Source organism: Streptomyces sp. NPDC029836, from assembly GCF_055574495.1.
The window spans coordinates 225,069-247,735 of sequence record NZ_JBVHZI010000001.1 but is presented as its reverse complement, the minus strand read 5'-3'; the positions used below and the strand labels follow the sequence as shown (position 1 = coordinate 247,735).

The 22,667-nt window shown below is 73.4% G+C and carries 27 protein-coding genes; 10 read left to right on the top strand and 17 right to left on the bottom strand.

Annotated elements, in window-relative coordinates; translation table 11 throughout:
• The first annotated feature begins 102 nt into the window (after positions 1–102).
• The 3 genes from ACZ4XJ_RS01165 to ACZ4XJ_RS01155 are packed head-to-tail and all read left to right on the top strand — an operon-like array spanning position 103 to position 2,574.
• Positions 103–915: an alpha/beta fold hydrolase gene (locus tag ACZ4XJ_RS01165; RefSeq protein WP_468494853.1), complete on the top strand. Its 813-nt coding sequence runs from the start codon at positions 103–105 to the stop codon at positions 913–915.
• A gap of 16 nt (positions 916–931) precedes the next feature.
• Positions 932–2,221 carry a PP2C family protein-serine/threonine phosphatase gene (locus ACZ4XJ_RS01160; protein ID WP_468494852.1) on the top strand — a complete coding sequence of 430 codons (1,290 nt, stop codon included), beginning with the start codon at positions 932–934 and terminating at the stop codon, positions 2,219–2,221.
• On the top strand, positions 2,218–2,574 hold the full coding sequence (locus ACZ4XJ_RS01155; protein WP_362875563.1) for an STAS domain-containing protein: 357 nt from the start codon (positions 2,218–2,220) through the stop codon (positions 2,572–2,574). Before ACZ4XJ_RS01160 ends, ACZ4XJ_RS01155 begins: the two co-directional genes overlap by 4 nt.
• Positions 2,575–2,584: 10 nt before the next feature.
• Here ACZ4XJ_RS01155 and ACZ4XJ_RS01150 read toward each other — a convergent pair whose 3' ends face one another.
• The 9 genes from ACZ4XJ_RS01150 to ACZ4XJ_RS01110 all read right to left on the bottom strand — a co-directional run bounded on the left by ACZ4XJ_RS01150 (position 2,585) and on the right by ACZ4XJ_RS01110 (position 10,233).
• A complete protein-coding gene (locus ACZ4XJ_RS01150) occupies positions 2,585–3,208 on the bottom strand; it encodes a flavodoxin family protein (RefSeq protein ID WP_468494851.1) in 624 nt (207 codons plus the stop codon).
• A gap of 33 nt (positions 3,209–3,241) precedes the next feature.
• Positions 3,242–3,679, bottom strand: a complete 438-nt coding sequence (locus ACZ4XJ_RS01145; protein WP_468494850.1) for a YjbQ family protein — start codon at positions 3,677–3,679, stop codon at positions 3,242–3,244.
• A 56-nt stretch (positions 3,680–3,735) separates the two neighbouring features.
• Positions 3,736–4,440, bottom strand: a complete 705-nt coding sequence (locus ACZ4XJ_RS01140; protein ID WP_468494849.1) for a restriction endonuclease — start codon at positions 4,438–4,440, stop codon at positions 3,736–3,738.
• 91 nt (positions 4,441–4,531) lie between these two features.
• Positions 4,532–4,972: an ATP-binding protein gene (locus tag ACZ4XJ_RS01135; RefSeq protein WP_468494848.1), complete on the bottom strand. Its 441-nt coding sequence runs from the start codon at positions 4,970–4,972 to the stop codon at positions 4,532–4,534.
• Between the two features lie 113 nt (positions 4,973–5,085).
• The gene (locus ACZ4XJ_RS01130) at positions 5,086–5,448 is read right to left on the bottom strand and encodes an STAS domain-containing protein (protein WP_362875558.1); all 363 of its coding nucleotides are present in this window, start codon (positions 5,446–5,448) and stop codon (positions 5,086–5,088) included.
• A 26-nt stretch (positions 5,449–5,474) separates the two neighbouring features.
• Positions 5,475–5,933, bottom strand: coding sequence for a response regulator (locus ACZ4XJ_RS01125; RefSeq protein ID WP_362875557.1), 459 nt, complete (start codon positions 5,931–5,933; stop codon positions 5,475–5,477).
• Positions 5,933–7,666 (bottom strand): sensor histidine kinase, encoded by a 1,734-nt coding sequence (locus tag ACZ4XJ_RS01120; protein WP_468494847.1) that lies wholly within the window; start codon positions 7,664–7,666, stop codon positions 5,933–5,935. The genes ACZ4XJ_RS01125 and ACZ4XJ_RS01120 overlap by 1 nt, the downstream gene beginning before the upstream one ends.
• Positions 7,648–8,928 carry a PP2C family protein-serine/threonine phosphatase gene (locus tag ACZ4XJ_RS01115; protein ID WP_468494846.1) on the bottom strand — a complete coding sequence of 427 codons (1,281 nt, stop codon included), beginning with the start codon at positions 8,926–8,928 and terminating at the stop codon, positions 7,648–7,650. Before ACZ4XJ_RS01115 ends, ACZ4XJ_RS01120 begins: the two co-directional genes overlap by 19 nt.
• A gap of 108 nt (positions 8,929–9,036) precedes the next feature.
• Complete coding sequence (locus ACZ4XJ_RS01110; RefSeq protein WP_468494845.1) at positions 9,037–10,233, bottom strand: PP2C family protein-serine/threonine phosphatase; 1,197 nt, start codon at positions 10,231–10,233, stop codon at positions 9,037–9,039.
• 104 nt (positions 10,234–10,337) lie between these two features.
• Between ACZ4XJ_RS01110 and ACZ4XJ_RS01105 the strand changes: the two genes are divergently transcribed.
• The gene (locus tag ACZ4XJ_RS01105; protein ID WP_362875554.1) at positions 10,338–10,835 is read left to right on the top strand and encodes a MarR family winged helix-turn-helix transcriptional regulator; all 498 of its coding nucleotides are present in this window, start codon (positions 10,338–10,340) and stop codon (positions 10,833–10,835) included.
• A 42-nt stretch (positions 10,836–10,877) separates the two neighbouring features.
• Here ACZ4XJ_RS01105 and ACZ4XJ_RS01100 read toward each other — a convergent pair whose 3' ends face one another.
• From ACZ4XJ_RS01100 to ACZ4XJ_RS01080, 5 genes are all read right to left on the bottom strand, one after another.
• Positions 10,878–12,242 carry an NAD(P)/FAD-dependent oxidoreductase gene (locus ACZ4XJ_RS01100; protein ID WP_362875553.1) on the bottom strand — a complete coding sequence of 455 codons (1,365 nt, stop codon included), beginning with the start codon at positions 12,240–12,242 and terminating at the stop codon, positions 10,878–10,880.
• 59 nt (positions 12,243–12,301) lie between these two features.
• Positions 12,302–12,907 (bottom strand): copper chaperone PCu(A)C, encoded by a 606-nt coding sequence (locus ACZ4XJ_RS01095; RefSeq protein WP_468494844.1) that lies wholly within the window; start codon positions 12,905–12,907, stop codon positions 12,302–12,304.
• The gene (locus ACZ4XJ_RS01090; protein WP_468495431.1) at positions 12,904–15,252 is read right to left on the bottom strand and encodes a heavy metal translocating P-type ATPase; all 2,349 of its coding nucleotides are present in this window, start codon (positions 15,250–15,252) and stop codon (positions 12,904–12,906) included. The genes ACZ4XJ_RS01095 and ACZ4XJ_RS01090 overlap by 4 nt, the downstream gene beginning before the upstream one ends.
• A gap of 65 nt (positions 15,253–15,317) precedes the next feature.
• Positions 15,318–15,605: a hypothetical protein gene (locus tag ACZ4XJ_RS01085; protein ID WP_468494843.1), complete on the bottom strand. Its 288-nt coding sequence runs from the start codon at positions 15,603–15,605 to the stop codon at positions 15,318–15,320.
• A gap of 73 nt (positions 15,606–15,678) precedes the next feature.
• Entirely contained in the window at positions 15,679–15,867 is a 189-nt protein-coding gene (locus ACZ4XJ_RS01080) for a hypothetical protein (protein WP_362875550.1), read from the bottom strand.
• Between the two features lie 123 nt (positions 15,868–15,990).
• Here ACZ4XJ_RS01080 and ACZ4XJ_RS01075 point away from each other — a divergent pair, with 123 nt between their 5' ends.
• Both ACZ4XJ_RS01075 and ACZ4XJ_RS01070 read left to right on the top strand, forming a co-directional pair.
• Positions 15,991–16,113, top strand: coding sequence for a hypothetical protein (locus ACZ4XJ_RS01075; protein WP_362875549.1), 123 nt, complete (start codon positions 15,991–15,993; stop codon positions 16,111–16,113).
• Between the two features lie 155 nt (positions 16,114–16,268).
• Positions 16,269–17,228, top strand: coding sequence for an SDR family oxidoreductase (locus ACZ4XJ_RS01070; RefSeq protein WP_468494842.1), 960 nt, complete (start codon positions 16,269–16,271; stop codon positions 17,226–17,228).
• Here ACZ4XJ_RS01070 and ACZ4XJ_RS01065 read toward each other — a convergent pair.
• Positions 17,219–18,328 (bottom strand): helix-turn-helix transcriptional regulator, encoded by a 1,110-nt coding sequence (locus ACZ4XJ_RS01065; protein WP_468494841.1) that lies wholly within the window; start codon positions 18,326–18,328, stop codon positions 17,219–17,221. The two genes, ACZ4XJ_RS01070 and ACZ4XJ_RS01065, sit on opposite strands and share 10 nt — an antisense overlap.
• A 474-nt stretch (positions 18,329–18,802) precedes the next feature.
• On the opposite strand from ACZ4XJ_RS01065, the gene ACZ4XJ_RS01060 reads away from it, so the two are divergent.
• Complete coding sequence (locus tag ACZ4XJ_RS01060) at positions 18,803–18,988, top strand: hypothetical protein (protein ID WP_468494840.1); 186 nt, start codon at positions 18,803–18,805, stop codon at positions 18,986–18,988.
• A gap of 48 nt (positions 18,989–19,036) precedes the next feature.
• Here the strand turns inward: ACZ4XJ_RS01060 and ACZ4XJ_RS01055 are convergent, their stop codons facing one another.
• The gene (locus ACZ4XJ_RS01055) at positions 19,037–19,660 is read right to left on the bottom strand and encodes a TetR family transcriptional regulator (protein ID WP_468494839.1); all 624 of its coding nucleotides are present in this window, start codon (positions 19,658–19,660) and stop codon (positions 19,037–19,039) included.
• A gap of 100 nt (positions 19,661–19,760) precedes the next feature.
• Here ACZ4XJ_RS01055 and ACZ4XJ_RS01050 point away from each other — a divergent pair, with 100 nt between their 5' ends.
• Together ACZ4XJ_RS01050 and ACZ4XJ_RS01045 are read left to right on the top strand one after the other, a co-directional pair.
• Positions 19,761–19,946, top strand: coding sequence for a hypothetical protein (locus ACZ4XJ_RS01050; protein ID WP_362875544.1), 186 nt, complete (start codon positions 19,761–19,763; stop codon positions 19,944–19,946).
• Positions 19,946–20,299 carry a DUF4190 domain-containing protein gene (locus ACZ4XJ_RS01045; protein WP_468494838.1) on the top strand — a complete coding sequence of 118 codons (354 nt, stop codon included), beginning with the start codon at positions 19,946–19,948 and terminating at the stop codon, positions 20,297–20,299. Before ACZ4XJ_RS01050 ends, ACZ4XJ_RS01045 begins: the two co-directional genes overlap by 1 nt.
• Positions 20,300–20,452: 153 nt before the next feature.
• On the opposite strand, the gene ACZ4XJ_RS01040 is transcribed toward ACZ4XJ_RS01045, so the two are convergent.
• Positions 20,453–21,409, bottom strand: a complete 957-nt coding sequence (locus ACZ4XJ_RS01040) for a helix-turn-helix domain-containing protein (RefSeq protein WP_468494837.1) — start codon at positions 21,407–21,409, stop codon at positions 20,453–20,455.
• Between the two features lie 116 nt (positions 21,410–21,525).
• Between ACZ4XJ_RS01040 and ACZ4XJ_RS01035 the strand changes: the two genes are divergently transcribed.
• The gene (locus ACZ4XJ_RS01035; RefSeq protein WP_468494836.1) at positions 21,526–22,632 is read left to right on the top strand and encodes a saccharopine dehydrogenase family protein; all 1,107 of its coding nucleotides are present in this window, start codon (positions 21,526–21,528) and stop codon (positions 22,630–22,632) included.
• Positions 22,633–22,667: the final 35 nt, after the last annotated feature.

Below are 22,667 nucleotides of genomic sequence, written 5' to 3'. Positions count from 1 at the left end.
ACCGCTCCGCACGGCCGATCGGGTGGGCCCGGGGAGGAACACCGCCTCCACCGCCCCGGCGTCCGTACGACGGGCTGCCCGTGCTCTGGGAGGATGAGCCCCATGGGTGTCCGGAGCAAGAACCATGTGAAGGTCAGCGGCCGCGCGGGGGGCCCCGTCGTGGTGCTCGCGCACGGCTTCGGCTGCGACCAGAACATGTGGCACGCGGTACTCCCGGACCTGGAGCGCGACCACACGGTCGTCCTGTTCGACCACGTGGGGGCCGGCCGGTCCGACCCGTCGGCGTGGAGCCGGGAGCGGTACTCGGCGATGGACGGGTACGTCGAGGACGTACTGGAGATCTGTCGGGAGGCGGCGGCAACCACCCCCGTGGTCTTCGTCGGCCATTCGGTGAGCGCCATGATGGGCGTCCTCGCCGCCGCCCGCGAACCCGAACTGTTCGCGGGGCTGGTCCTGTTGGCCCCCTCGCCGTGCTTCATCGACGACCCGGCCACCGGTTACCGGGGCGGGTTCAGCGCCCCGGACATCGAGGAACTCCTGGAGTCGCTCGACGCCAACTACCTCGGCTGGTCGGGGGCGATGGCCCCCGTCATCATGGGCAATCCGGAGCGCCCCGAGCTGGCGGAGGAGCTGACGAACAGCTTCTGCCGCACCGACCCCGAGGTCGCCCGCGTCTTCGCCCGGGTGACCTTCCTCTCCGACAACCGGGCCGACCTCGCGCGGGTGACCGTACCCACGCTCGTCGCGCAGTGCTCCCACGACGCGATCGCCCCGCCGGAGGTCGGCCAGTACGTCCGCGACCGGATTCCCGGCAGCCGGCTGGTCACGCTGACCGCGACGGGACACTGCCCCCAACTCAGCGCTCCCGCCGAGACCACGGCCGTGATCAGCGCCTTCGTGGACTCCCTCCGCTGATGCGCGGAGCCGCCTGATGCGCGCGGAGGGCGATGCGGCGGCGGACCCCGGGCCCGGGCCCGACGCGTCCGGGAACCCCGAGCCGCAACCGTTCTCCGCTTTCCTGGAGGACAGCGTCGAGGACCTGTACGAGAACGCCCCCTGCGGCTACCTCTCCACCCTGCTCGACGGACGGATCGTCAAGGTCAACGGGCGGCTCCTGAGCTGGCTGGGCCACGCCCGCGAGGAACTGGTGGGCCGCCGGACCTTCTCCGACCTGCTGACGGTGGGCGGCCGGATCTACCACGAGACGCACTTCGCCCCGCTGCTCGCCATGCAGGGCGAGCTCAGCGGGATCGCCCTCGAACTCAAGAAGGCCGACGGCGGCCGGCTGCCCGTCCTGGTCACCTCGACCGTCAAAACGGGCAGCGACGGACGGCCGCTGCTGATCCGCACCACCGTCTTCGACGCCCGCGAGCGCCGCGCCTACGAGAGCGAACTGTTGCGGGCGCGCCAAGAGGCCGACCGGGAACGCGAGCGCCTGAAGCGCCTCAACGCCATCCTCCAGCAGACGTTGCTGCCCCCGGCCCTGGCGAACGTGCCCGGTCTCGACGTCTGCGCCCACTACCACGTGGCCTCCGCCGACGAGGTCGGCGGCGACTTCTACGACCTCTTCCCCCTCGCGGCCGACCGCTGGGGCATGTTCCTCGGCGACGTCTGCGGAAAGGGCGCGGGCGCCGCGGCCGTGACCTCGTTGACGCGCTACACCCTGCGCGCCGCAGCCGTCTACGACTCCGATCCTGCGGGGGTGCTCGGCAACCTGAACACGGTCCTCACCCACGAGTACAACCAGCACGACCCGCGCTTCTGCACCGTCGTCTTCGGCCTCCTGACCCCCGACACCGCCCGGGGCGGATTCCGGATCACCCTCGCCGGCGGCGGACACCCACCGGCCCTGCTGATGCGCGCCGACGGCGGCGCCGACTACGTACCCACCCCCGGAGGGCAGCTCATGGGCGTCCTGCCGGACGCCCAGATCGTCACCACCGAGGTCCACCTGGCGCCCGGCGACACGCTCCTGCTGTACAGCGACGGCCTGACCGAGGCCCACACCGCCCTGGCCGGTGACCGCCACGGGGACCGGCACGACGACCGCTACGGCGACGAGGCCCTCCTGGACTTCGCCGAGAGCCTGGCGCCCACCACCGCCGACGAAGCCGTCGCGGCGATCCGCGGCCTGCTCGACACGTTCGGCGCCGGGGTGGACGACGACACGGCCGTCCTCGCCGTCCACGTACCCCGACCCACCGACGAAGAGCAGCCGTGAACCAGCTGATCATCCGAACCCGCGCCACCCCCGCCGGTCCGGTCGTGGAGCTGACCGGAGCCCTGGACCACCGCAGCGCCCCCGAGGTACGGGCCCTGCTGCCCGGCCTGGCGCTCGACGCGGGGCAGCAGCTCGTCATCGACCTGTCCGGCCTGACGTTCTGCGACTCCAGCGGCATCACCGTGATGATCGCGGCGCGCAACCACGCGGTGGGAGCCGGCGCCGGCATCGCCCTGGCGGCCGTTCCCGACCGGGTCCACCGCGTCTTCCGCATCGTCGGCCTGGACCGGGTCTTCACCACCTACCCGACGGCGCGGGCAGCCGAGGCCGCGTGGCGACCGCCGGGCTGCTGAAACCCGTCGATCAGGTCGCCGGGTACGGGGCGGCCTTGAGGCGGCGCGCCAGGTGGGCCGTGTTCGCGGCGAGGGTGGCCGTGGTGCCGGCCGTGGCCTCCGGGGTCTTGTCGAGGTCCTGGTAGTCGGTGCCCTGCATGGCTTCGCCGACCCAGTAGGTGACGGCGTTCGGGGCGAGGCTGAACCCGACGTCGTTGAGGCCCTGGAACAGGTCGGCGCTGACCTTGTGGGCGCCGTCCTCGTTGCCGACGACGCAGACCGCGGCGACCTTCCCGTAGGTGAGCAGCCGGCCCTCGTCGTCGGTCTCGGAGATCTCCGCGTCCAGGCGCTCCAGGACCCGCTGCGCGATGCTGGAGGCGTGCCCCAGCCAGATCGGCGTCGACAGGATCAGGATGTCGGCGCCCAGGATCGTGTCCCGGATCCCCGGCCAGGCGTCACCGTCGCCCATGTCGGTCTCCACCCCGGGCTTCACGTCGTGATCCGCGATCCGGATCGTCTTGCCCGTCACCCCGTGCTCGGACAGGGCGGCCATGGTCTGCTCGGCCAGCAACTGGGAACTCGACGGGGCCGGGGACGGGGACAGGGTGCAGACGAGCGCGACAGCGCGCAGCGGAGTGGTTCCAGTGGTGTCCATGGGGCGCGGCTACCCGCGCCCCGGGCAAAGATGTCAGCCGGTGGGGGAGTGCCCCATGAAGGTCAGCCGCACCTGGCGCCGCGGATTGTCCCGGTTGGTGTCGACCAGGGTGACCGACTGCCAGGTACCCAATTGGAGGACCCCGCCCATCACGGGAAGCGTCGCGTGGGGCGGGACGATCGCGGGCAGGACGTGGTCCCGTCCGTGCCCGGCCGACCCGTGCCGGTGCCGCCACCGGTCGTCCGCCGGCAGGAGGGTGCCCAGGGCGTCCAGGAGGTCCTCGTCGCTGCCCGCGCCCGTCTCGATGACGGCGAGGCCGGCCGTCGCGTGGGGCGTGAAGACGTTGAGCAGCCCGTCCCGGTCCGGGGCGACCTCCCGGAGGAAGGAGCCGATGACCTCGGTCAGGTCGAGGACGGTCTCCCGGCCCCCGGTGGTCACGTCGACGGTGCGCGAAACGAAGCTGTCGGCCATGGATCCATCCTCGCGGCACGGGCCCGTACGCGTACGGAGCCGCGGCCCGTGTCGACCTACGGGGTGCGGGCTTCCCACGGGGGAGGGGCGCTCTGGTCCGTCCAGGCGGCCAGCCCGTCCGCGTCGACGCACAGGATGTCGCACGTCGCGGCGTACTCCGCCGCGGGCGAGGTGAAGGAGCTGGTGGTGACGACGATCGCGACGTCCGCCTCGTGGACGGCGAAACAGGTGCCGCCGAAGCGCTGGAGGTCCTGCGAGCCGACCCGGTTGTCCTCGGCGTAGTGCTTGCACTGGATCACGATCCGCTGGCCGTCCGCGGCCGTGGCGATCACGTCGGCGCCCAGGTCACCGGCCCCGCCGACCACCTCCACCGGGGAACAGCCGTCGCGCGCGCACAGCGCGGCCACCGTGTGCTCGAAGCCGTCGGCGTCGACCGCGGCGTGGTCCAGCGCCTCGCCCCCCACGTCCGGGAGGTCGGCGAGCGGGGCGACGTACGGGTCCGGGCCGTTCGGGAACCGCCGGCGCGGGCGGCGGCGGACGGGTGCCACGCTCCACTTCGCCAGGGCCACGCCGATCACCAGGACGGCGACCGTCGCGACCGGGACCAACGGCAGCCCGGTCCCGGCCGAGGCCGTGGTCTTCAGGAAGACGGCCAGCCCGCCGGCGCATATGCCCAACAGGCCCACCGCGAGCACCATGTCCCGGCCCACGGAAGCGGATCCCCGCACGGACGCCCTCGCGTCCTCCTCAGGTGTCGTCATCCGGAAGTCCCCCATCTCGATCACGCGCACCAGGAGGGCGCACTTCCTCGTGTGACCGGGAAGCCGCCGCTGAAACGCGGAGGAGGAGGAATCAGCGCAGGTCGGGGAAGTCCGCGGGACGGTCCGCCGCGTCCAGCGGCATGACGACCTCGATGCGCTTGCCGCCCTGCGGCGTCGGCCTGATCGTCACGCTCCGCGTCAGGCGGCGGATCAGGGGCCAGCCGAACCCGCCGGCGCCGACGGAACCGGGCGGCCTGCGCAGCGTGACGGGGTGGTCGGCGTTGGCGTCCGTGACCGCGAGCCGGAGCCCGTCGGGCGCGACGGCGGCATGGAAATCGACGATCCCGCCCCCGTGCCGGATCGCGTTCGTCACCAGCTCCGACGTGACGAGCAGCGCGTCGGTCAGGGTGTCGGCCGCCGCCCCGCCGTCATCCACGATCCCGGACGCCTCGATGAGCGACCGCACATGGTCCCGAGCCTGCATGGCGTTGATCGGTACCGGGTACGGCGGTGTGCCGTTGTCGGACAGCACCGTTCACCTCCTCATCGGGCTCGTCACGGGCGGACCGTGTCCGTCTGCCCCGCACCGGCCCCGGCAATCGCAGAGGCAAACACCTTCGCCGCCGCGCTCGATGCGGACACGGCTCAGCCCCGGCGGGGCGGGAGCGTCACGACCGTCGCCTCGGCCACGCTGGGAGAGGTGGCGAACGCCCGACCGGCGCCCGTGACCTCCAGCAGCCGTGCGAGGCGGCTCGGCACCGTCCCCGCCAGTACGACCGGCCGGTTCAGGGCGGGTTGCAGCATGATGCTGAGGGCGGTCGAATCCACGAAGGTCACACCGGATACGTCCAGGACGAACCGTTCGATGCCGACGACCTCGGGATCCATCGCCGTCCGCAGTTCCCCCACCGTGTCCATGTCGAACTCGCCGGCCATCACGACGATCCGTACGTTTCCGTCGGCCCGCGTCTCCACGTAGTTGCGGGCGTCGCCGCTGTGCGTGTCCATGTTCCCCACTTCCGTTTTCCTCGCTTTCAGATGGCCCGGGGCAACTTCACCACGGTGACGAAGAAATCGTCGATCTGCTGGATCGCCTGAATGAACTGGTCGAGGTCCACCGGCTTCGTCACGTAGGCGTTGGCGTGCAGCTTGTAGCTGCGCAGGATGTCCTCCTCGGCCGCCGAGGTGGTGAGCACGACCACCGGGATGTGGCTCAGCTCCGGGTCCGTCTTGATCTGTTCGAGGACCTGCCGACCGTCGTACTTGGGCAGGTTCAGGTCCAGCAGGATCAGGTCCGGGCGGGGCGCCCCGGCGTGCGCGCCGCGGCGGTAGAGGAAGTCCAGCGCCTCCAGCCCGTCGCGTACGACGTGCAGGACATTGCCGATCTTGTTGTCCTCGAACGCCTCGCGGGTCATGAGTTCGTCGCCGGCGTCGTCCTCGACGAGCAGGATCTCCGCGGGCGCCGTCGACTCCCTGGAGGGGGGTGTGGTCATCAGTTGGTTCCTTCGTCGACTGCGGATTCGGGTGCGGAGGACGGTCCGGTCACGACCTCGTCCGCGGCGAGCACGGGCAGGGTGAACAGGATCCGGGTGCCCGGAGCGTGGGCCGTGTCGATCCAGATGCGCCCCCCGGAGTGCTCGACGATCTTCTTGCAGAGCGAGAGACCGATTCCGGTGCCACCGTACGTCTCCCGGGCGTGCAGTCGTTGGAAGATGACGAACACCTTCTCGGCGAACTCGGCCGGAATGCCGATGCCGTTGTCCGTGACGGCGAAGGTGTGGAAACCCGGCTCCGTCGCGTCCCCTTCGAGCAGCGAGACCTCCACGTGCGGGACGAGCCCGGGGGAGTGGAACTTGACGGCGTTGGCGACCAGGTTCTGCCAGAGCATCGTGAGCAGGGTCGGATCGCCCAGCACCTCGGGGAGCCGCTCCGGCCGGGTGACCTCGGCGGAGTGTTCCTCCACGGCGGCGGCCAGGTTGCGCATGGCCCGGTCCAGGGTGGAGTCCAGGGCGACCGTCTCGCGGGCGTCCTGGACCCGACCCACCCGGGAGAAGGCCAGCAGGTCGTTGATGAGCACCTGCATCCGCTTGGCACCGTCGACGGCGAACGCGATGTACTGGGTACCGCGCTCGTCCAACTGCTCCCCGTAGCGCTTCTCCAGCAGCTGGCAGAACGAGGCGACCTTGCGCAGCGGTTCCTGCAGGTCATGGGAGGCGACGTACGCGAACTGCTCCAACTCGGCGTTCGAGCGCCGCAGCTCGCCCGCCTGCGCGTCGAGTTCCGCGGCCGTGCGGTTCAACTCCCGTTCGTTGAGCTGCGAAGCCGTCAGCTCCGTGACGGTCCGCCGGCGCATGGCCTCGACGGCCTCGGCGAGCGAACGCAGATCGGCCGGGCCGCGGACCGGAATCTCCTCGTCGAAGGCGCCGTCCGCCACCCGCTGGGAGGCCGACCGCACCAAGGAGAGGGGACGCAGGACGCCCACGTGGAGCAGGAACCCGAGGCAGGCACCCGCCAGCAGGAACAGCACCACCATCGCCAGCAGGACGCGGTCGCGTTCGGTGCGGGCCTCACCGAAGGTGGTGCGGGCGTCCGTCTGGACCCGGTCCAACCGGGCCTGCTGCTCCGCGAGCCGCACCCGGACCGCGTCGAACTTCTCCTTGCCCACCTGGACCGAGGGCGGCTCGCCGCCGCCGCGCACCGCGGCGATGGCCGGGGTCGCGAACTCGTCCTGCCAGACGCGCACGGCGTCCTGTACGGCCACCAGGTCGTCCCGCACCCCGCCGTCGTCGTCCAGGACCCGTGACAGCCTCCTGCTCGCCTCACGCCCACTCTCCAGGCCGCGGTCGTACGGATCCAGCAGGGCCGGATCGCGGGCCAGCAGGTAACCGCGGACCCCGGTCTCCTGGTCCAGCAGGGCCGCCTCCAGCCGGAGCGCGTCCCGCTGGGCCGGGAGGATCCCGTCGACGAGCCGGTTACCGGCCTCGGTGGTGTTCGACAGCAGGGCCGCTCCGACCATGCCCGTACCGACGACCATGAGGGCCAGCACGGCCAGGACGGTCGTGAGCCAGGCCCGCAGGCTCGGACCGCCGTGACCGGACCCGGCGGGCGCGGCCCCGGCCGGTGCGGCGCCCGCGGCGGGCGGCTCGGTGACAGGGGTCTCGGCGTCCGGGGTCTCGGCGTCCGGGGTCTCGGTTCGTTCTCGGGCGTTCACGAGGGGGTGTTCCATTCGAGGTGGAGTACGGCGACGTCGTCGGCCAGCCCGCCCCAGTCCGCGGCCGCGCTCTGCGCCGCGTGGATGACGGTGTCGACGAAGGTCTCGGCGGGCAGCCCGGTGTACTGGCGGGCGATGGCGAGCAGACCCGTCTCGTCGAGGCGTTCCGAGCCCGGGCCGACGCGCCCCTCGATCAAGCCGTCGGTGAAGAGCACCACGGCGCCGTCCGGCTCCATGGCGACCTCGGTCACGGGCCAGACCGCGCCCCAGCCGGGCATGATGCCGAGGGCGGGCCCCCCGGGCACCTCCAGCAGGTCCACGCCGGCCGCCGACCTGACCAGGAAGCCGGGGTGCCCGGCGCGCTGCACCGAGATGCCGGTCGCGCCCGGAGAGCGGGTGACGGCGATGAGTGTGGCGAAGATCTCGGGACCGGACCGCTCCGCCAGGAGGATCTCCTCCAGCAGCTTGAGCAGTTCCTCACCCCGTGCGCCCGCCATCACGAAGGCGCGCCAGGCCACGCGCAGGCACACCCCGAGGGCCGCCTCGCCCGGCCCGTGCCCCGAGACGTCGCCGACCACGGCGTGGGTGGCCCCGTCGCGGGTCTGGACGACGTCGTAGAAGTCCCCGCCGAGCAGTGCCTGGGCTCGGCCGGGCCGGTACCGGGCGCACACCGTGACGGCGTCGTCCAGGAGCAGCGGCGTCGGCAGCAGGCCACGCTCCAGACGGGCGTTCTCCTCGGCGCGCAGCTTGCTCGCCTGGAGGGAGACGGCGGCCAGCTCGGTCCGCTTGCGCTGGATCGCGTACCGGATGGCGCGGACGAAGACGTCCGCCTCCAGGCGGCCCTTGACCAGGTAGTCCTGGGCCCCGGCCGCCACGGCGGCGAGCCCCGCCTGTTCCTCGGAGAGACCGGTGAGGACGACCACGGCGGCCTCGGCGGAGGCGGCCAGCACCTTCGTGAGGCCGTCGAGCCCTTGGGCGTCGGGGAGGTGCAGGTCGAGCAGGACGCACTGGGGCGGTTCGTTCTCCAGCAGCGACAGGGCGTCCGCGAGGGACCGGGCCCGGCCGAGACGCAGGTCAACCCCGCTGTCCTCGACCAGTTCCTCGACGAGGAGGGCGTCGCCCTCGTCGTCCTCGATCAGCAGGACGTACGGCGGGAGGCCGCTCCACAGGGCCAGGGACCGGTCCTCCTCGACGGAGGTGGCGGGCCGGGGCGGGGTCGCCGCAGGCGGCGTCTGGCCGGCGGAATGCGTTGATCCCAGGCCGATCGTGCTCCCCATGGCGCGCCTTCCCCTTCTCGCCACGGAGCGCGTGCGTCCGGGGGACGCCCGGTTGCGTCGGGGGTGAGCTTAGAATGATCATTTGCCGTTAGGCAATATTTGAACCGGTCAATTACCCTGTGCGCTGCTCCCGTGCGCCCGCGCGCCGGGGCGGCCGTGCCAGTCGAGGCAGAGGACCAGGGCGTCGTCCGAGGCCTGGATCTCGCCCCGGTGCCCGGCCAGCTCCTCCAGGATCGCCTGGGGCACCTGGGAGGGCGGAAGCAGCCGGGTGTTCATGATGGCCCGGCCCAGCGCCTTCAGACCGTACGGCTCCCCGCCCGGCGAAGCGACATCGTAGACGCCGTCGCTCAGCAGGAAGAGCCGGTCCCCGGGTCGTACGCGGAAGCGCTCGCAGGTGTAGACGGTGTCCTCGAACATGCCGAGCGGGAGCTGGGCCTCCAGCTCGACGCGCTCCACCACGCCCTGCCGGAGCCGCCAGATCCGCGGTGACCCCGCGTCGATGACCTCGACCGCCCCGGTGGCCAGCTCGAAGCGGAGCAGGAGCATGGCCAGGTGCAGGCGCCCCCGGTACTGGCCGTGGATCGCCTGGTCCGCGAGGGAGGCCTGGTCGACGAGGTCGAGGCCGCTCCGGCGGGCATTGCGCACGGCGCTGACGGCGAGGCTGGTCAGCAGGGCCGCGTCGATGCCGTCGCCCATGCCGTTGTTGACGGTCAACGTCAGGTGCTCGGCGGACGCCGACCAATCGAAACAGTCACCGAAGATCGCGTAGGCGGGCTCCAGCTGGCCCCCCAGCGCGTACTCGGGCCGGGAACAGGACCGGCCGGGCAGCAGCTCCCACTGCATCTCTGCGGCCAGGGTGAGCCGGGTGGCCCGTCTCGCGCGCAGGAACACGTCCGTGTCGCGATCGGCGACGAGGATCTCGTGTCCCAGGGCGTCGGCCACGTCCCGCAGCCCGTCGAGCAGCCCGGGCGCGTACGCGTCCGCCGGGAAGTCCACGCTCAACACCGCGAGGCGGTCGCCCCGCACGCTCACCGGCAGGTGGACGCTCACCTCGGCCCCCCGGGTGACCACGTGTGCCTCCTGCGAGCCGAAGGCCCGCCCCGGAGCGCCCGTACGCACCGACACGGATCGCGCGTCGTCCGGGCCGTCCGAGACGGGGCGCAGGCGGGCCAGGGCGTAGTCCGCCATCAGCAGCTCGGCGGCGGACGCGCGGTAGCGACGGGCCAGCAGCTCGCGGACCTCCTCGACCAGCGCGTGCGGCGCGGCACGCCGCAAAGTGCCCTCCACGTCCTCGGGTCGTACCACCGTCCTGGATCCTGCCTCTCCGGTGAGCTGTTTAGATGGGGGAGCCACGAAGCCGCCGGGTCCGCCCGTGAAGGGCCGCCAGTACGTCCGGTAGGGAGTGTCACATGAGCCAGGGGCCGAACCACTCCCCCCGCGCCCCGTCGGCGGTCGTGGGGATGAGCGATCTGATCGAACTGCTGGAAATCGTCTGGGAACGGGGCCGCGACTCGGTTTGCGCGCCTCCGGTCTCCTCCTCCCAGGCCAGGGTCCTGTTCCTGATCGAGCGGAACGAGGAGATGAACCTGCGCATGCTCGGCGAACTGCTGGGCGCGGCCCCGCCGTCGGTGACCCGACTGTGCGACCGCCTCCAGGCCGCCGGGTTCCTGGAACGGCACACGCGGGCCGACGACCGCCGCGAACTGCGGCTGGAGCTGACGCCCGCGGGGCGCAGGTACCTCGACGAGCTGCGGGCCCGGCGGGAAGCCGCCCTGACCGAAGCGATGGCCACCATGCCGGCTGCCTCCCGCGCCGCCCTGGCCCTCGGTCTCGCCGACTTCCACGCCGCCGTCGCCGGACCGCTGCGGCTGGCGCCCCCGCAGAGCCCGACGGCCCGGAGCGCCTGACGGCGCGGACCGGGCCGCTCGTCGCGGAGGACCGACGGGGGCTCAGTCGGCGGTGCGCAGGCCCTGGGTGTGCTCCCGTACCTGCGCCGGCGTCAGGTAGCGGTCGGTCCGCTCGAACTCCCGCAGCGTGGGCGGCCGACCCGACTGGAAACCGGTCCGCACGAAGTCGTCCCCGGCGACCGCGTTGAGCAGCCAGTTGGTCATCACCCGGGTCTTGGCCACGTTCGTACGGAGCGCCGACCAGTGGTACCCCCGCGCCACCGCCTGGGCGGCGATGCCGCGCAGCGGGATGCCGAGCGGCTTGGACACGGCGTCGGTGCCCCCGAGGTCGACCACCAGGCCGAGGTCCTTGTGCACGTACGGCCGCAGCGGCCGGTCGCGCAGCGAGGCGATCACGTTGTCGGCCAGGGTGCGGCCCTGCCGCAGGGCGTGCTGGGCCGTGGGCGGGCAGATCGCGGCGCTCCCGCCCTTGGCGAGGTCGGGTACGGCCGCCGCGTCGCCCAGGGCGAAGACCCCGGGAGCGTTCGGCACGGTCATTTCGGGGGTCACCACCAAGCGTCCCCGCTCGGTCTCCGCGTCCAAGGTGGCGATCAGGGGGCTCGCGGCAACGCCGGCCGTCCAGATCAGGGTCCGGCTGGGCAGGACGCGCCCGTCGGTCAGCGTCAGCTCCTCGGGCCCCGCCTTGGCGACGCTGACCCCCAGCGACACCTCGATGCCGCGGCGCCGCAGGATGTCCAGGGCCGCCTGCCCCAACGACTCGCCCAGTTCGGGCATCAGCCGGGGCGCCATGTCCAGCAGGTGCCAGCTGATCTGCCGCCGGTCCAGCCGCGGGTAGCGCTTCACCGCGTGGTCGGTCAACCGCTGGAGGCACGCCGCCGTCTCGGTGCCCGCGTACCCGCCGCCGACCACGACGAAGCACAGCCGGGCCGCCCGCTCGGCCTCGTCCTGGCTGGCGTCCGCCAGGTCGAGCTGCGCGATCACGTGGTCGCGCAGGTACGCGGCCTCCGCGAGGGTCTTCATGCCCCGCGCGTGCTCCAGCAGCCCCGGGATGTCGAAGGTGCGGGTGACGCTGCCGGGCGCCAGGACGAGGTGGTCGTACGCGTGGTCGGTCACCTCGCCGGTGATCTTGCGGACGACGCAGACCTTGGCCCTGGTGTCGATGCCGATGGCCGTCCCCGGGACGATCCGGGTCCGGTGCCGGCTGCTGCGGCGCAGGGAGACGGCGATGGACTGGGGCGTCAGGACCCCGGAGGCCACCTGGGGCAGCAGGGGGAGGTACAGCTGGTAGGAGTTCGGCGTGACGACGGAGATGTCGGCCTCACCGGGGGACAGCTTGCGCTCCAGCCGGCGTACGCATTCCACCCCCGCGAAGCCTGCGCCCACCACGAGGATCCTCGGTCGTGTCACGGTTCGCGTCCTTTCTCGGGGCAGCCGGGTCACCGCACGCCTGCCCAGTCCCACGGGGTTCAGTTGTCGAACGGCACCACGAATGCGACGGCGCCCACGGGACCGCCGCGCCGGAAGTGCAGGACGAACGGGACGGTGTCCCCCACGCGCAGCGGGGTCCGTACCTTCACCACCAGGTCCAGGGAGTTCGGCGTCATGGTGAGGGTGCGGCCCGCCGGGACGGTCACCGACGTCACCGGGCGCGCCCCGTCGGCCCGCTCGCCCGTCCCCGCGTCGACCTGATCGTGGCGGGTCAGCACGGCCTCCTCGGCGGCCGGGGAACTCACGGAGAGCAACTGGTCGGGGGCGTCACCGAGGTTCGTGATCCTGAAGACCGCGGTACTGCGGTCGTCGTCGGCCCGCGGGAGACGCAGGTGACCGACGCCGGCTTCGATCCGCGGCGGGCTGCCCGCCGCCCCCGCCGTGGTCCACGCCGTCAGACCGACCAGCGCCGCCAGACAGACCGTCACGGGGACGACGGCCGCGACCAGACCGTCGCGTACGCGACGGCGGACGAACGGCCGCCCGTCGGTCGTCGGCGTCGAGTCGGGGGAGCCGGTCGTCGTTCCGGGGGAGTCGGTGGTCGTCGCGAGGGGCTCGGTCGTCGTTCCGTGCGGGTCGGTCATCGTCCCAAGGCCTTTCGTACGGGGGCCGGCAGGCGGTGCGGCGTGGGCTGCCAGGCCCGCAGGCGCAGGCTGTTGGCCACGACGAGCAGCGAACTGGCGGACATGGCGGCGGCGGCGACCATCGGCCCCAGCCACCCCACGGCCGCCAGCGGGAGCGTGACCGCGTTGTAGCCGAACGCCCAGACGAGGTTGAGGCGGATCGTCGACAGCGTGCTGCGGGCCAGCCGGACCGCGGCGCCGACCACCTCGACGTCACCCCGTACGAGCGTGACGTCGGCCGCTCCGATGGCCGCGTCCGTGCCGGAGCCCATCGCGATCCCGAGATCGGCCTCCGCCAGCGCCGCCGCGTCGTTGACGCCGTCCCCGAGCACGGCGACCCGGCGGCCCCGCCCCTGCAACTCCCGCACCAGGGCCGCCTTGCCCTCCGGGGAGCAGTCGGCGTGCACCTCGGTGATGCCGAGCACCGCCGCGACGGCGCGCGCGGCGCCCTCGCGGTCGCCGGTGGCCAGGACCGGTTCCACGCCGAGCGCCCGCAGCCCGTCCACGGCCCGGCGGCTGCCGGGGCGCAGGACGTCGCCCAGCGCGATGAGGGCCTCGTCGACACCGTCCACCCGAACCAGGACCGGGGTCAGCGCGGCGGCCTCCGCTTCGGCCAGAGCCGCCGCCAACGCGTCGGACAGCCCGTCGCCCGGGGCGCGGACCTCGACGTGGTGACCTTCCACGACCCCGGTGACGCCGGCGCCGGGGGTGGCCAGGAAGCCGGTGACGGCGGGCAGCGGGACCCCGGGCAGGGCGCGTCGCGCGTATGCGACGAGGGCGCGGCCCAGCGGATGTTCGGACCCCTGCTCCACCGCCCCGGCGAGCCGGACGACCTCGTTCCCGGCGGTGCCGCCGGCCGGGACGGCCTCGTTCCCGCCGGTCGGGCCGCCGTCGGCGCGCGTGACGCGCACGACCGACAGTCGGCCGGTGGTGAGGGTGCCCGTCTTGTCCAGGACGATCACGTCGACGTGCCGCAGGGCCTCCAGCGCCCGCGGCCCCCGGATCAGGATGCCGAGCCGGGCGCCCCGGCCGGTGGCGGCCATCAGCGCGGTCGGGGTGGCCAGGCCCAGCGCGCACGGGCAGGCGACGACGAGGACCGCCACGGCCGCGGTGACGGCCGCCTGCGGATCCGCGCCGGCGCCGAGCCAGAACCCGAGGACCGTGGCGGCCAGGGCGAGTACGGCCGGGACGAAGACGCCCGCCACCGTGTCGGCCAGCCGCTGCGCGCGCGCCTTGCCCGCCTGCGCCTCGGTGACCAGGTGCGTGATCCGCGCCAGCCGCGTGTCGGCGCCGACCGCGGTGGCGCGTACGAGGAGCAACCCGCCCGCGTTGACCGCGCCCCCGACCACCGCCCGGCCGGGGCCCACCTCGACGGGGTCGCTCTCCCCGGTGACCAGCGAGAGGTCCAGGGCCGAGTTCCCCGCCACCACCACCCCGTCCGTGGCGACCCGTTCGCCGGGCCGGACGACGAACTCCTGGCCCCGCAGCAGCGCTTCGATGGGCCGCCGGTGCTCCTCGCCGCCCTCCCGGACGATCACGTCCTTGGCGGCGAGCCCCGCCAGGGACCGCAGGGCCGCGCCGGTGCCGTGCCGGGCCCGCGCCTCCAGGTGGCGGCCGAGCAGGACGAACAGGGGGACGCCGACCGCCGCTTCGAGGTAGACGTGCGCGACCTCCGACCCCGCCGAGGGGAGGAGGGTGAACGGCATCCGCATGTCCGGCTCACCGGCGCCGCCCAGGAACAGCGCGTACAGGGACCAGCCGAACGACGCGAGGACCCCGAGGGAGACCAGGGTGTCCATGGTCGCCGCGGAGTGCCGCAACCCGCGCGCCGCCCGGCGGTGGAAGGGCCAGGAACTCCACACCGCGACGGGGGCGGCCAGCACCAGGCACAGCCACTGCCAGGAACGGAACTGCAGGGCGGGCACCATCGACAGGACCAGGACGGGCAGGCAGAGCGCGGCGGTGATCAGCAGGCGTTCGCGCTCGGCGCGCGCGGGGTCGTCGCTGCCGTCGCCGTCGCTCTTGCCGTCGCTCTCGCGGCTGTCGGGCGGTGCGGTGGGCGGGGCTGCGGACGCCACCGGTTCCGCGGTGTACCCGGCGCGCTCCACGGCGGCCACCAGCTCCGCGACGGTGACGTGCGCCGGGTGACGCAAACGGCCCCTCCCCGTGGCGAGGTTGACCGTCGCCGTGACGCCGTCGAGCCGCGCCAGCCTCTTCTCCACCCGGCTCACGCAGGCGGCGCACGTCATGCCCCCGATGACCACGTCGGTGGTCATCGGGGTCGCGCGCGTCGCTTCCGCGCGCATCGCTTCCCCGGTCGGCGCCGTCGCCGCGGTACCCGCCGCCCCCGTGGTGCCCGCCGTGTTGGCCGTCACCGCTCACCGCCGGCGGAGCCCGTACCGGCCGGGCCCGCGCCGCCCATGTCGCCCTCGTGCGGGACGGAACTCCCGGGGGTGCCGGTGCGGTCCGGTCGGATGCCCGGCGCCACGGGGCCGGCGGCCGCTCCGACCCCGTACGACAGGGCGAACACGGCGAGCAGCAGCAGCACGAACCCGGTCAACGCGGGTGGTGGCGACCACCGTTGGACGCGAGCGGACAACCGGGCTGCCGCTACGGACAGTTGCTCTTCGACCATCGACGTTCCCAGCTTCGAGGACACGAACGCGGAGCCCCCACCCGATGGGCTCCGCGCAGGTGGTCGTCCTGTGGCGGCGAGGAGTTCCCGGCGGGGTTCAGCCGATGCCGCGGCCGTCGACGGCCGCGGCGGTGGGATCGGCGATGAACCAGTAGTCGCCCGCGGCGAGCGGCCGCTCACCGCGGCCCGCCTCGCGGGGCAGCCGGAGGGTGACGGCGCGGGTGTCTCCCGGTAGGACGACGGTGATGGCGGTGGGCTGGTCCTCGTACGGCTTTCGTTCCGGCACGCTGTGCTCCTCGGGGACGCAGGAGAGACCCAATGGTCACTCCGGGTGTCGTTCCAGTGTGCGCCCTGTGACTTTCCGTGTCAGTTTGGAGGTCTGGACCACCGGCACACCAAGGAGAGTCCGATGGGCGGCACGCACGACGCGCTCACCGACGACATCGTCGACGACGCCCGGCGTCGCGACGACGACGATCTTCCCCCCGACGACCCGGAGGACGGCGCGGAGGATCCCTACGACGCCCCCTGAGGCGTCCCGAACCGGGTGTCCGGCCGGCGTCGACCACCCGGCCGGGCATCCGCTCCGTCACCCGCGCGGCGGCTCCGGTGTCCCGAGTCGGCGAACCGCCGAACTGCCGAGAATAGGTGACGTGAACTGTCACCTTTGGCGTTCACCGTGGAGACATGCAGACCCACAAGGACACCCAGCACACCGACGGCCACGGCCCGCTCACCGGCCGGATCGCGCTCGTCGCCGGCGCCACCCGCGGAGCGGGACGCGCCCTCGCCGTCGAACTCGGCCGAGCCGGCGCCACCGTCTACGTCACCGGCCGCACCACCCGCGCGAGCGTCAGCGAGGTCGGCCGGAGCACGGAGACCATCGAGGAGACGGCGGAACTGGTCACGGCGGCCGGCGGCGTCGGCATCGCCGTCCCCACCGACCACCTGGCCGAGGACCGGGTGCGCGCCCTCGTCGAGCGGATCGACCGCGAACAGGGCCGGCTCGACATCCTCGTCAACGACCTCTGGGGCGGCGAACACCTCCTGTCCGGATCGGTCTTCGGCAAGAAGAGCTGGGAGACGCCGCTCGCCGACGGGCTTCGGATCCTCGAACTCGGCGTGCGCTCGCACGTGATCACCGCGGCCCTCGCCCTGCCGCTCCTGATCCGCTCCGACGCACCGCTGCACGTGGAGGTCACCGACGGCACCGCGGTCTCCAACCGTCGCTACCGGGAGAACCTCTACTACGACCTCGCCAAGAACGCCCCGATCCGCATCGCCTTCGGGCTGGGCGAGGAACTCGCGGAGTACGGGGGCACGGCGGTCGCCGTCACCCCGGGCTTCCTGCGCTCCGAGCAGATGCTCAGTCACTTCGGCGTGACCGAGGCCAACTGGCGCGACGCCCTGGCCCAGGAGCCCGCCTTCGGCATCGCCGAATCACCGCACTACCTCGCGCGCGCCGTCGCCGCGCTCGCCGGTGACCCGGACCGGGCCGCCCGCTGGAACGGGAAGTCCACCTCCAGCGCGGAACTGGCCAAGACCTACGGCGTACGGGACGTGGACGGTAGCCGACCGGACGCCTGGGCGTACTTCGAGGACGTCGTGTACGGCGGCGGGAGCGGCTCGCCGGACGACTACCGCTGATCGGCCGGGTCGGCCGGCTCGACCGGGTCGGTCGGATCCGCCGGAACCTTCGGATCCGCCGCGTACAGGGCGGTGAGGGCCCGGGCGCGCTCGCGGAAGCGGGCCCGCAGGCCCTCCGGGGCCAGTACCTCCGCGTCCGCGCCCAGTTCGGCCAGCGTGGCGAAGGCGACGTCCTCGGACTCCACCGGCAGATCGAGCGTGACGCGCCCGGCCGGGTCGGGGGCTCCCGCGCCGGCCAGCGCCTCGCCGATGCCCGCCGGGTCCGCCACGGCGGGCAGTCGGCGCAGCCCGCGTTCGCTCAGGCGCAGGGTGACGGTCGCCCGCAAGAGCGCCCTGGCGAACCCGGCGGAGTGGGCCTCCCAGTGCGCGGCGAGGTCGAAGGACGGGTCCCGGACGAAGGGCGCGGCAGGATCGGCGGCGCCGGTGGGGGAGGGTTCGGTGAGCGCCGTGACGCGGTCCACGCGGTACGTGCGCCAGGCGCCGCCGGACCGGCCCGCGCCGGCGCCGTCCGCCTCGTCCGGTACGCGGCCCACGACGTACCAGACCCCCGCCTTCAGGACGAGCCCGTACGGCTCCAGCAGGCGGGTCACCGCGCGGGGCGGTGCGGCGTCCCGGCCCGGCCGGGCGTACGCAAGCTCGACGCGGCGGTCGGACCACACGGCGCGGGCCAGCTCCGGCAGCAGTTCCGGCGCGGCCGGCTCGCGGAACCAGGCGGGCGCGTCGAGGTGGAAGCGCCGTGCCGAGGACTCGGCCGCCGCGCGCAGGGACGGCAGCATGGTGGCCGACAACTTCAGCCGGGCCGTGCTCGCGGCGTCCGACAGCCCGAGATCGCGCAGGGCCGAGGGCAGGCCGGAGAGGTAGAGCGTTTCCGCCTCGGTGGGGTGGAGCGTGGTGAGTCGGGTCCGGTGGCCCGGTGCCAGGTGGTAACCACCCGACCGGCCGCGCTCGGACCGGATGGGGACACCGGCCTCTTGGAGGGCCTGCGCGTCGCGGATCACGGTGCGTTCGGAGACCTCCAGCTCCCGCGCGAGGGCGGCTGCGGTCAGCCCGGGGCTCGACTGGACGAGGAGGGCCATGCGGATGAGACGGGCGGCACGCATGCTCCCCATGATCGTCGAAGTGGGGGCCGGGGGCCGGGGGCGGCCCGGCGCGGCTCGCGGCCAACGCCTCCTGTTCGATGACCGGGGGTCGTCGGCGATGTCCGGGAAGCGGTGCGCGAGCCGATCGGCGACGGACAGCGCAGCCGGGCGTACGCCATCCGGGCGAGGCCGCCGCGCTTCACCGGGAGGCGCCGCTTCGTGACCGTGCCGCGCACTCCTCGTTCCGCGCACGGTGGCCGGGACCGGACGGCGAACGCGTCCTCCACGACCGGACGCGGACGCCGGTCGAGTGCCCACCGGGCGGCGGGGTGGCCCTCGTGCCGGATCGGGGTCCCGGCCGGCGGGTTGTCCCGACCCACCCGCTTGCCCCGCCGGACGGGAGTCGGGCGCCCGTCCGGGCGGTGCGGCACATATGTCGGGCGGTCAGGGGCAAACGGGCGGTAGTGACGGTCGGTTGCTGAGGAGGTGGCGGCGGTGCGCCGTGCGAAGGTGTTGGAGTCCTTTCCCGCCGGTGATCCGTACGGCAGTTGGCCGGCGGAGGAGTACGCGGCCCGCTGTCGATCGCGGGGCGAGCGGGCGAGCGTCGTGATGGATCTGGAGCGGGACGCCTTCCTCGTCGTCGCCGCCGACGTGGACGCGGCGGAAGCGGCGGCCGCGTAGCGAACGAACCCCGCCCCGGTCCTGCCGGGGCGGATCTCTTCTCCTCGGTCAACTCGCCCAGTGCGCCCGTCCAAGGTGGATCAGACGGAGCTGCTTGCGGGCGGTGCCGGTGACGGTCGCCCAGTCCTCGCCGCGCAGTGACGCGGCCAGGCACGCCGAGGCCGTCATGAACATGTGGTCCACCAGGAGCCGCGACAGCATCGTCAAGTCGTCGGCGTTCCAGTCCGAGCTGACCGGATCGGCCGCCAGCGCGGAGCCGATCTCGCCTGCGAAGGCGTCCAGTTGACCGGCGATGGCCTCCCGTACCGCCGTGACTCCACCGTGCCGCTCGCGGACGAGGAAGCGTACGTGCGTCGGCCGGCTGCGGACCAGCTCGGCGACCAGGCGCACCGCGGCATCGCCGCGCTGGTCCGCGTCGCCGGTCGAGTCGAGGATGTCCCGCACCGTCTCGTGCAGGCGGGCCAGCGCTTCCTCCACCAGTGCGATTCCGAGCTCGCCCATGTCCCGGAAGTGGCGGTAGAAGGCCGTGGGGGTGACTCCGGCCGCCCGGGTCACCTCCCGGAGTCCGAGGCTGCTCAGGCTCTGCTCCTCCAACTGCGACAACGCCGCGTCGAGCAGGGCGCGTCGGGTGCGGCGGCGCTGGGCCTCGCGGACACCGGTGTTCTGGCTCATGAGGGTAGTCAACCGCGTCACACTCGCGGTCCGCCGGCATGAGTCGTACTGTACTGGGTAGTCAGTGGACAACTGTTACCTCGAAGTGGGAGGAACTCTCGTGCTCTTCCTCGTAGCCGCACTGCTCGTCATGGGCGTCGCCCTGGGAGCAGTGGCCCACGTACCGGTGCCGGTCAGTTTGGCGGCGGGCCTCGCGATCGCCACCTGGCTCGCCCTCTTCGCCGCCCGCGAGCGCCTGTCGGGCCGCCGACACGGCCGCGTCCGCCACAGCCGAGGAGGTCTGTGATGCACACGGACACCGACATGCACGCGGACGCGGACACGGAAACGCGCCCGGACGCGCGGACCACGGGCGAGGCCCCGGCCGCCCCTCTTGCCAGCACCCGCACCCGCACCCGCTCCCGTGCGCGTGACGCCGACGCGATGGCGGTCACCGCGTTCGTGCTCGGTTTGGCCGGGCTCCTGGTCATGAACCTGATACTCGGTCCGACCGCCGTCGTCCTCGGCTCCCTCGCCCTGTGGCGGAACACCGCACGGCCCGGCCGCGCCCGCCTCGGCATCGCCCTCGGCGTCGCCGACCTCGTGATCCTGGCCTGTCTCGTCACCGCCGACGGCACCTGGTCCTGGAGTCTGTCCTGACCCCTTGCGCCCCCGCGTGCGTCAGGCGCCGTTCCTGAGCCGGTCGCGCTGGACCTGACGCGCGCGAGCGCGCGGCGTACGGGGGCCGCGCCGGCCCGCGAGGGGGTCACTCTTCGATGCGCGAGGGGAGTCGAGCGGTGTCGGAGAGCGGGCTCAGGCGTCGGCCGGGCGGCTCCGCGCGCGGAAGGTGCGGCGGTAGGCGTCCGGAGGGACGCCTACCGTGCGGTTGAAGTGCCGGCGCAGCGTGGTGGCGGTGCCCATGCCGGTCGAGTCCGCGATGGCGTCGACGCTCGCGTCGGTGGTTTCCAGCAGCTCCTGCGCCCGGCGGATGCGTTGGGTGAGCAGCCATTGCAGCGGGGTCGTCCCCGTCGCCACCTTGAAGTGCCGGCCCAGGTTGCGCGAGCTCATCCGGGCCCGCCGGGCGAGGTCCTCCACGGTCAGCGGCCGGTCGAGCCGCTCGATCGCCCACGGGAGCAGCTCGGTCAGCGGGTGGTCGTCCTGGGCGGGTACCGGAGCGGTGACGAACTGGGCCTGGCCCCCGGCCCGGTGCGGGGGTACGACCAGTCGCCGGGCGACCTTGTTGGCGACCGCCGAACCGTGGTCGAGGCGCACCAGGTGCAGGCACAGGTCCATCGCGGCCGCCTTGCCGGCGGAGGTGAGGACCCTGCCGCTGTCCACGTAGAGCACGTCCGGATCGACCTCGACGCGGGGGTGGCGGGTTGCCAGGACCTGCGTGTGCGCCCAGTGCGTGGTCGCACGTCGGCCGTCCAGCAGCCCGGCGGCGGCCAGCACGAACGCTCCCGTGCACAGGGAGGCCACCCGCGCACCCGCCTCGTGGGCGGCGCGCACCGCGTCGACCAGATCGGCGGGCGGATCCACGTCGACATCGGCCCAACCCGGGACGATCACCGTGTCCGCGCGGGCGAGTCGGTCCAGCCCGTGGTCCGGCTCCAGCCGGAACCTGCCGAACCGGACCGGGCCCGGTCCGCAGACCGTGACGTCGTACGCGGGGTCGGCCGCGCCGGCGGAGTCGGCGCCGAAGACCTCGTAGGCAACGGAGAGTTCGAAGTGCAGCATCCCGTCGGTGACGGCCAGCGCGACAGTGTCCATGTCCGAAAGTGTACGGGTCACGGCGTTCCGGACACTGGTGGAGGATCATCCCCGGCGAGAGGATGTTGACAGTTGAACAAGCGGGACCGGGCGAGCGAGAACAGTGGGAGAACGCGATGGGATCCAGTCACACGGTTGCGGTGTTCGGCGCCTACGGGCACACCGGACGCTTCGTGGTGGCGGAGTTGCTCAACCGGGGATTCGTCCCCGTCCTGACCGGACGGGACGCGGCCGAGCTGCGCGCCTTCGCGGCGTCCCTCCCGGGGCCGGAGGCCGACGTCCGACCGGCCGCGGTCGACGACCCGGCGGCCCTCGACCGGGCGCTGGCCGGAGCCGCCGCGGTCATCAACTGCGCGGGGCCCTTCGCCTCGACCGCCGCCCCGCTGATCGAGGCGGCGCTGCGCGCCGGGATCCCGTACGTGGACGTGGCCGCCGAGATCGAGGCCAACCTCGACACGTTCGCGCACTTCGCGGACCGGGCGAGCGCCGCGGGAATCGCCGTCATCCCCGCGATGGCCTTCTTCGGCGGCCTCGGCGACCTGCTCGTCACCGCCGCGATGGGCGATTGGACGACGGCCGACGAGGCGCACATCGCGTACGGGCTCAGCGGTTGGCACCCCACCGCCGGGACCCGCACCGCGGGCACGGTGTCCCGGGAGCGCCGGGACGGCCGACGCCTCGTGTACGGCAACGGGCGGTTGGAGTACCGCGACGACGCCCCACCGATCATGCGGTGGGCGTTCCCCGAGCCGATGGGAGTCCGCTCCGTGATCGGGGAGTTCACCATGGCCGACGTCGTCACCGTCCCCAGTCACCTGGCCATCCCCGAGGTGCGCACCTACATGACGGTCGAGGCGGCGCGCGACCTGGCGGCTCCGGAAACACCGGCACCGGCCGCGGTCGACGACCACGGGCGCTCCGCCCAGACGTTCCTCGTCGACGCCGTCGTCCGCTCGGGCGGCGAGGAACGACGCGCCGTGGCCACGGGGCGGGACATCTACGCCGTCAGCGCGCCCCTCGCGGTGGAAGCGCTCCACCGGGTCCTCACGGGCCGGACCAAGGCGGTCGGCGTGGCCTCCGCCGGCGCGATGTTCGACGCACCCGCCTTCCTCCGCGCCCTGGCACCGCACATCACGCTCGCACCGCCCGGGGTGACCGGTGCCGCCGACCCGGCCGGGTCGATCGCCGACCTCCCCTCCACCGAGGCGCCCGAGGCGCCGTGAATCTCGCTGGTGGGGCCCGGCACCCCCGGCTAGCA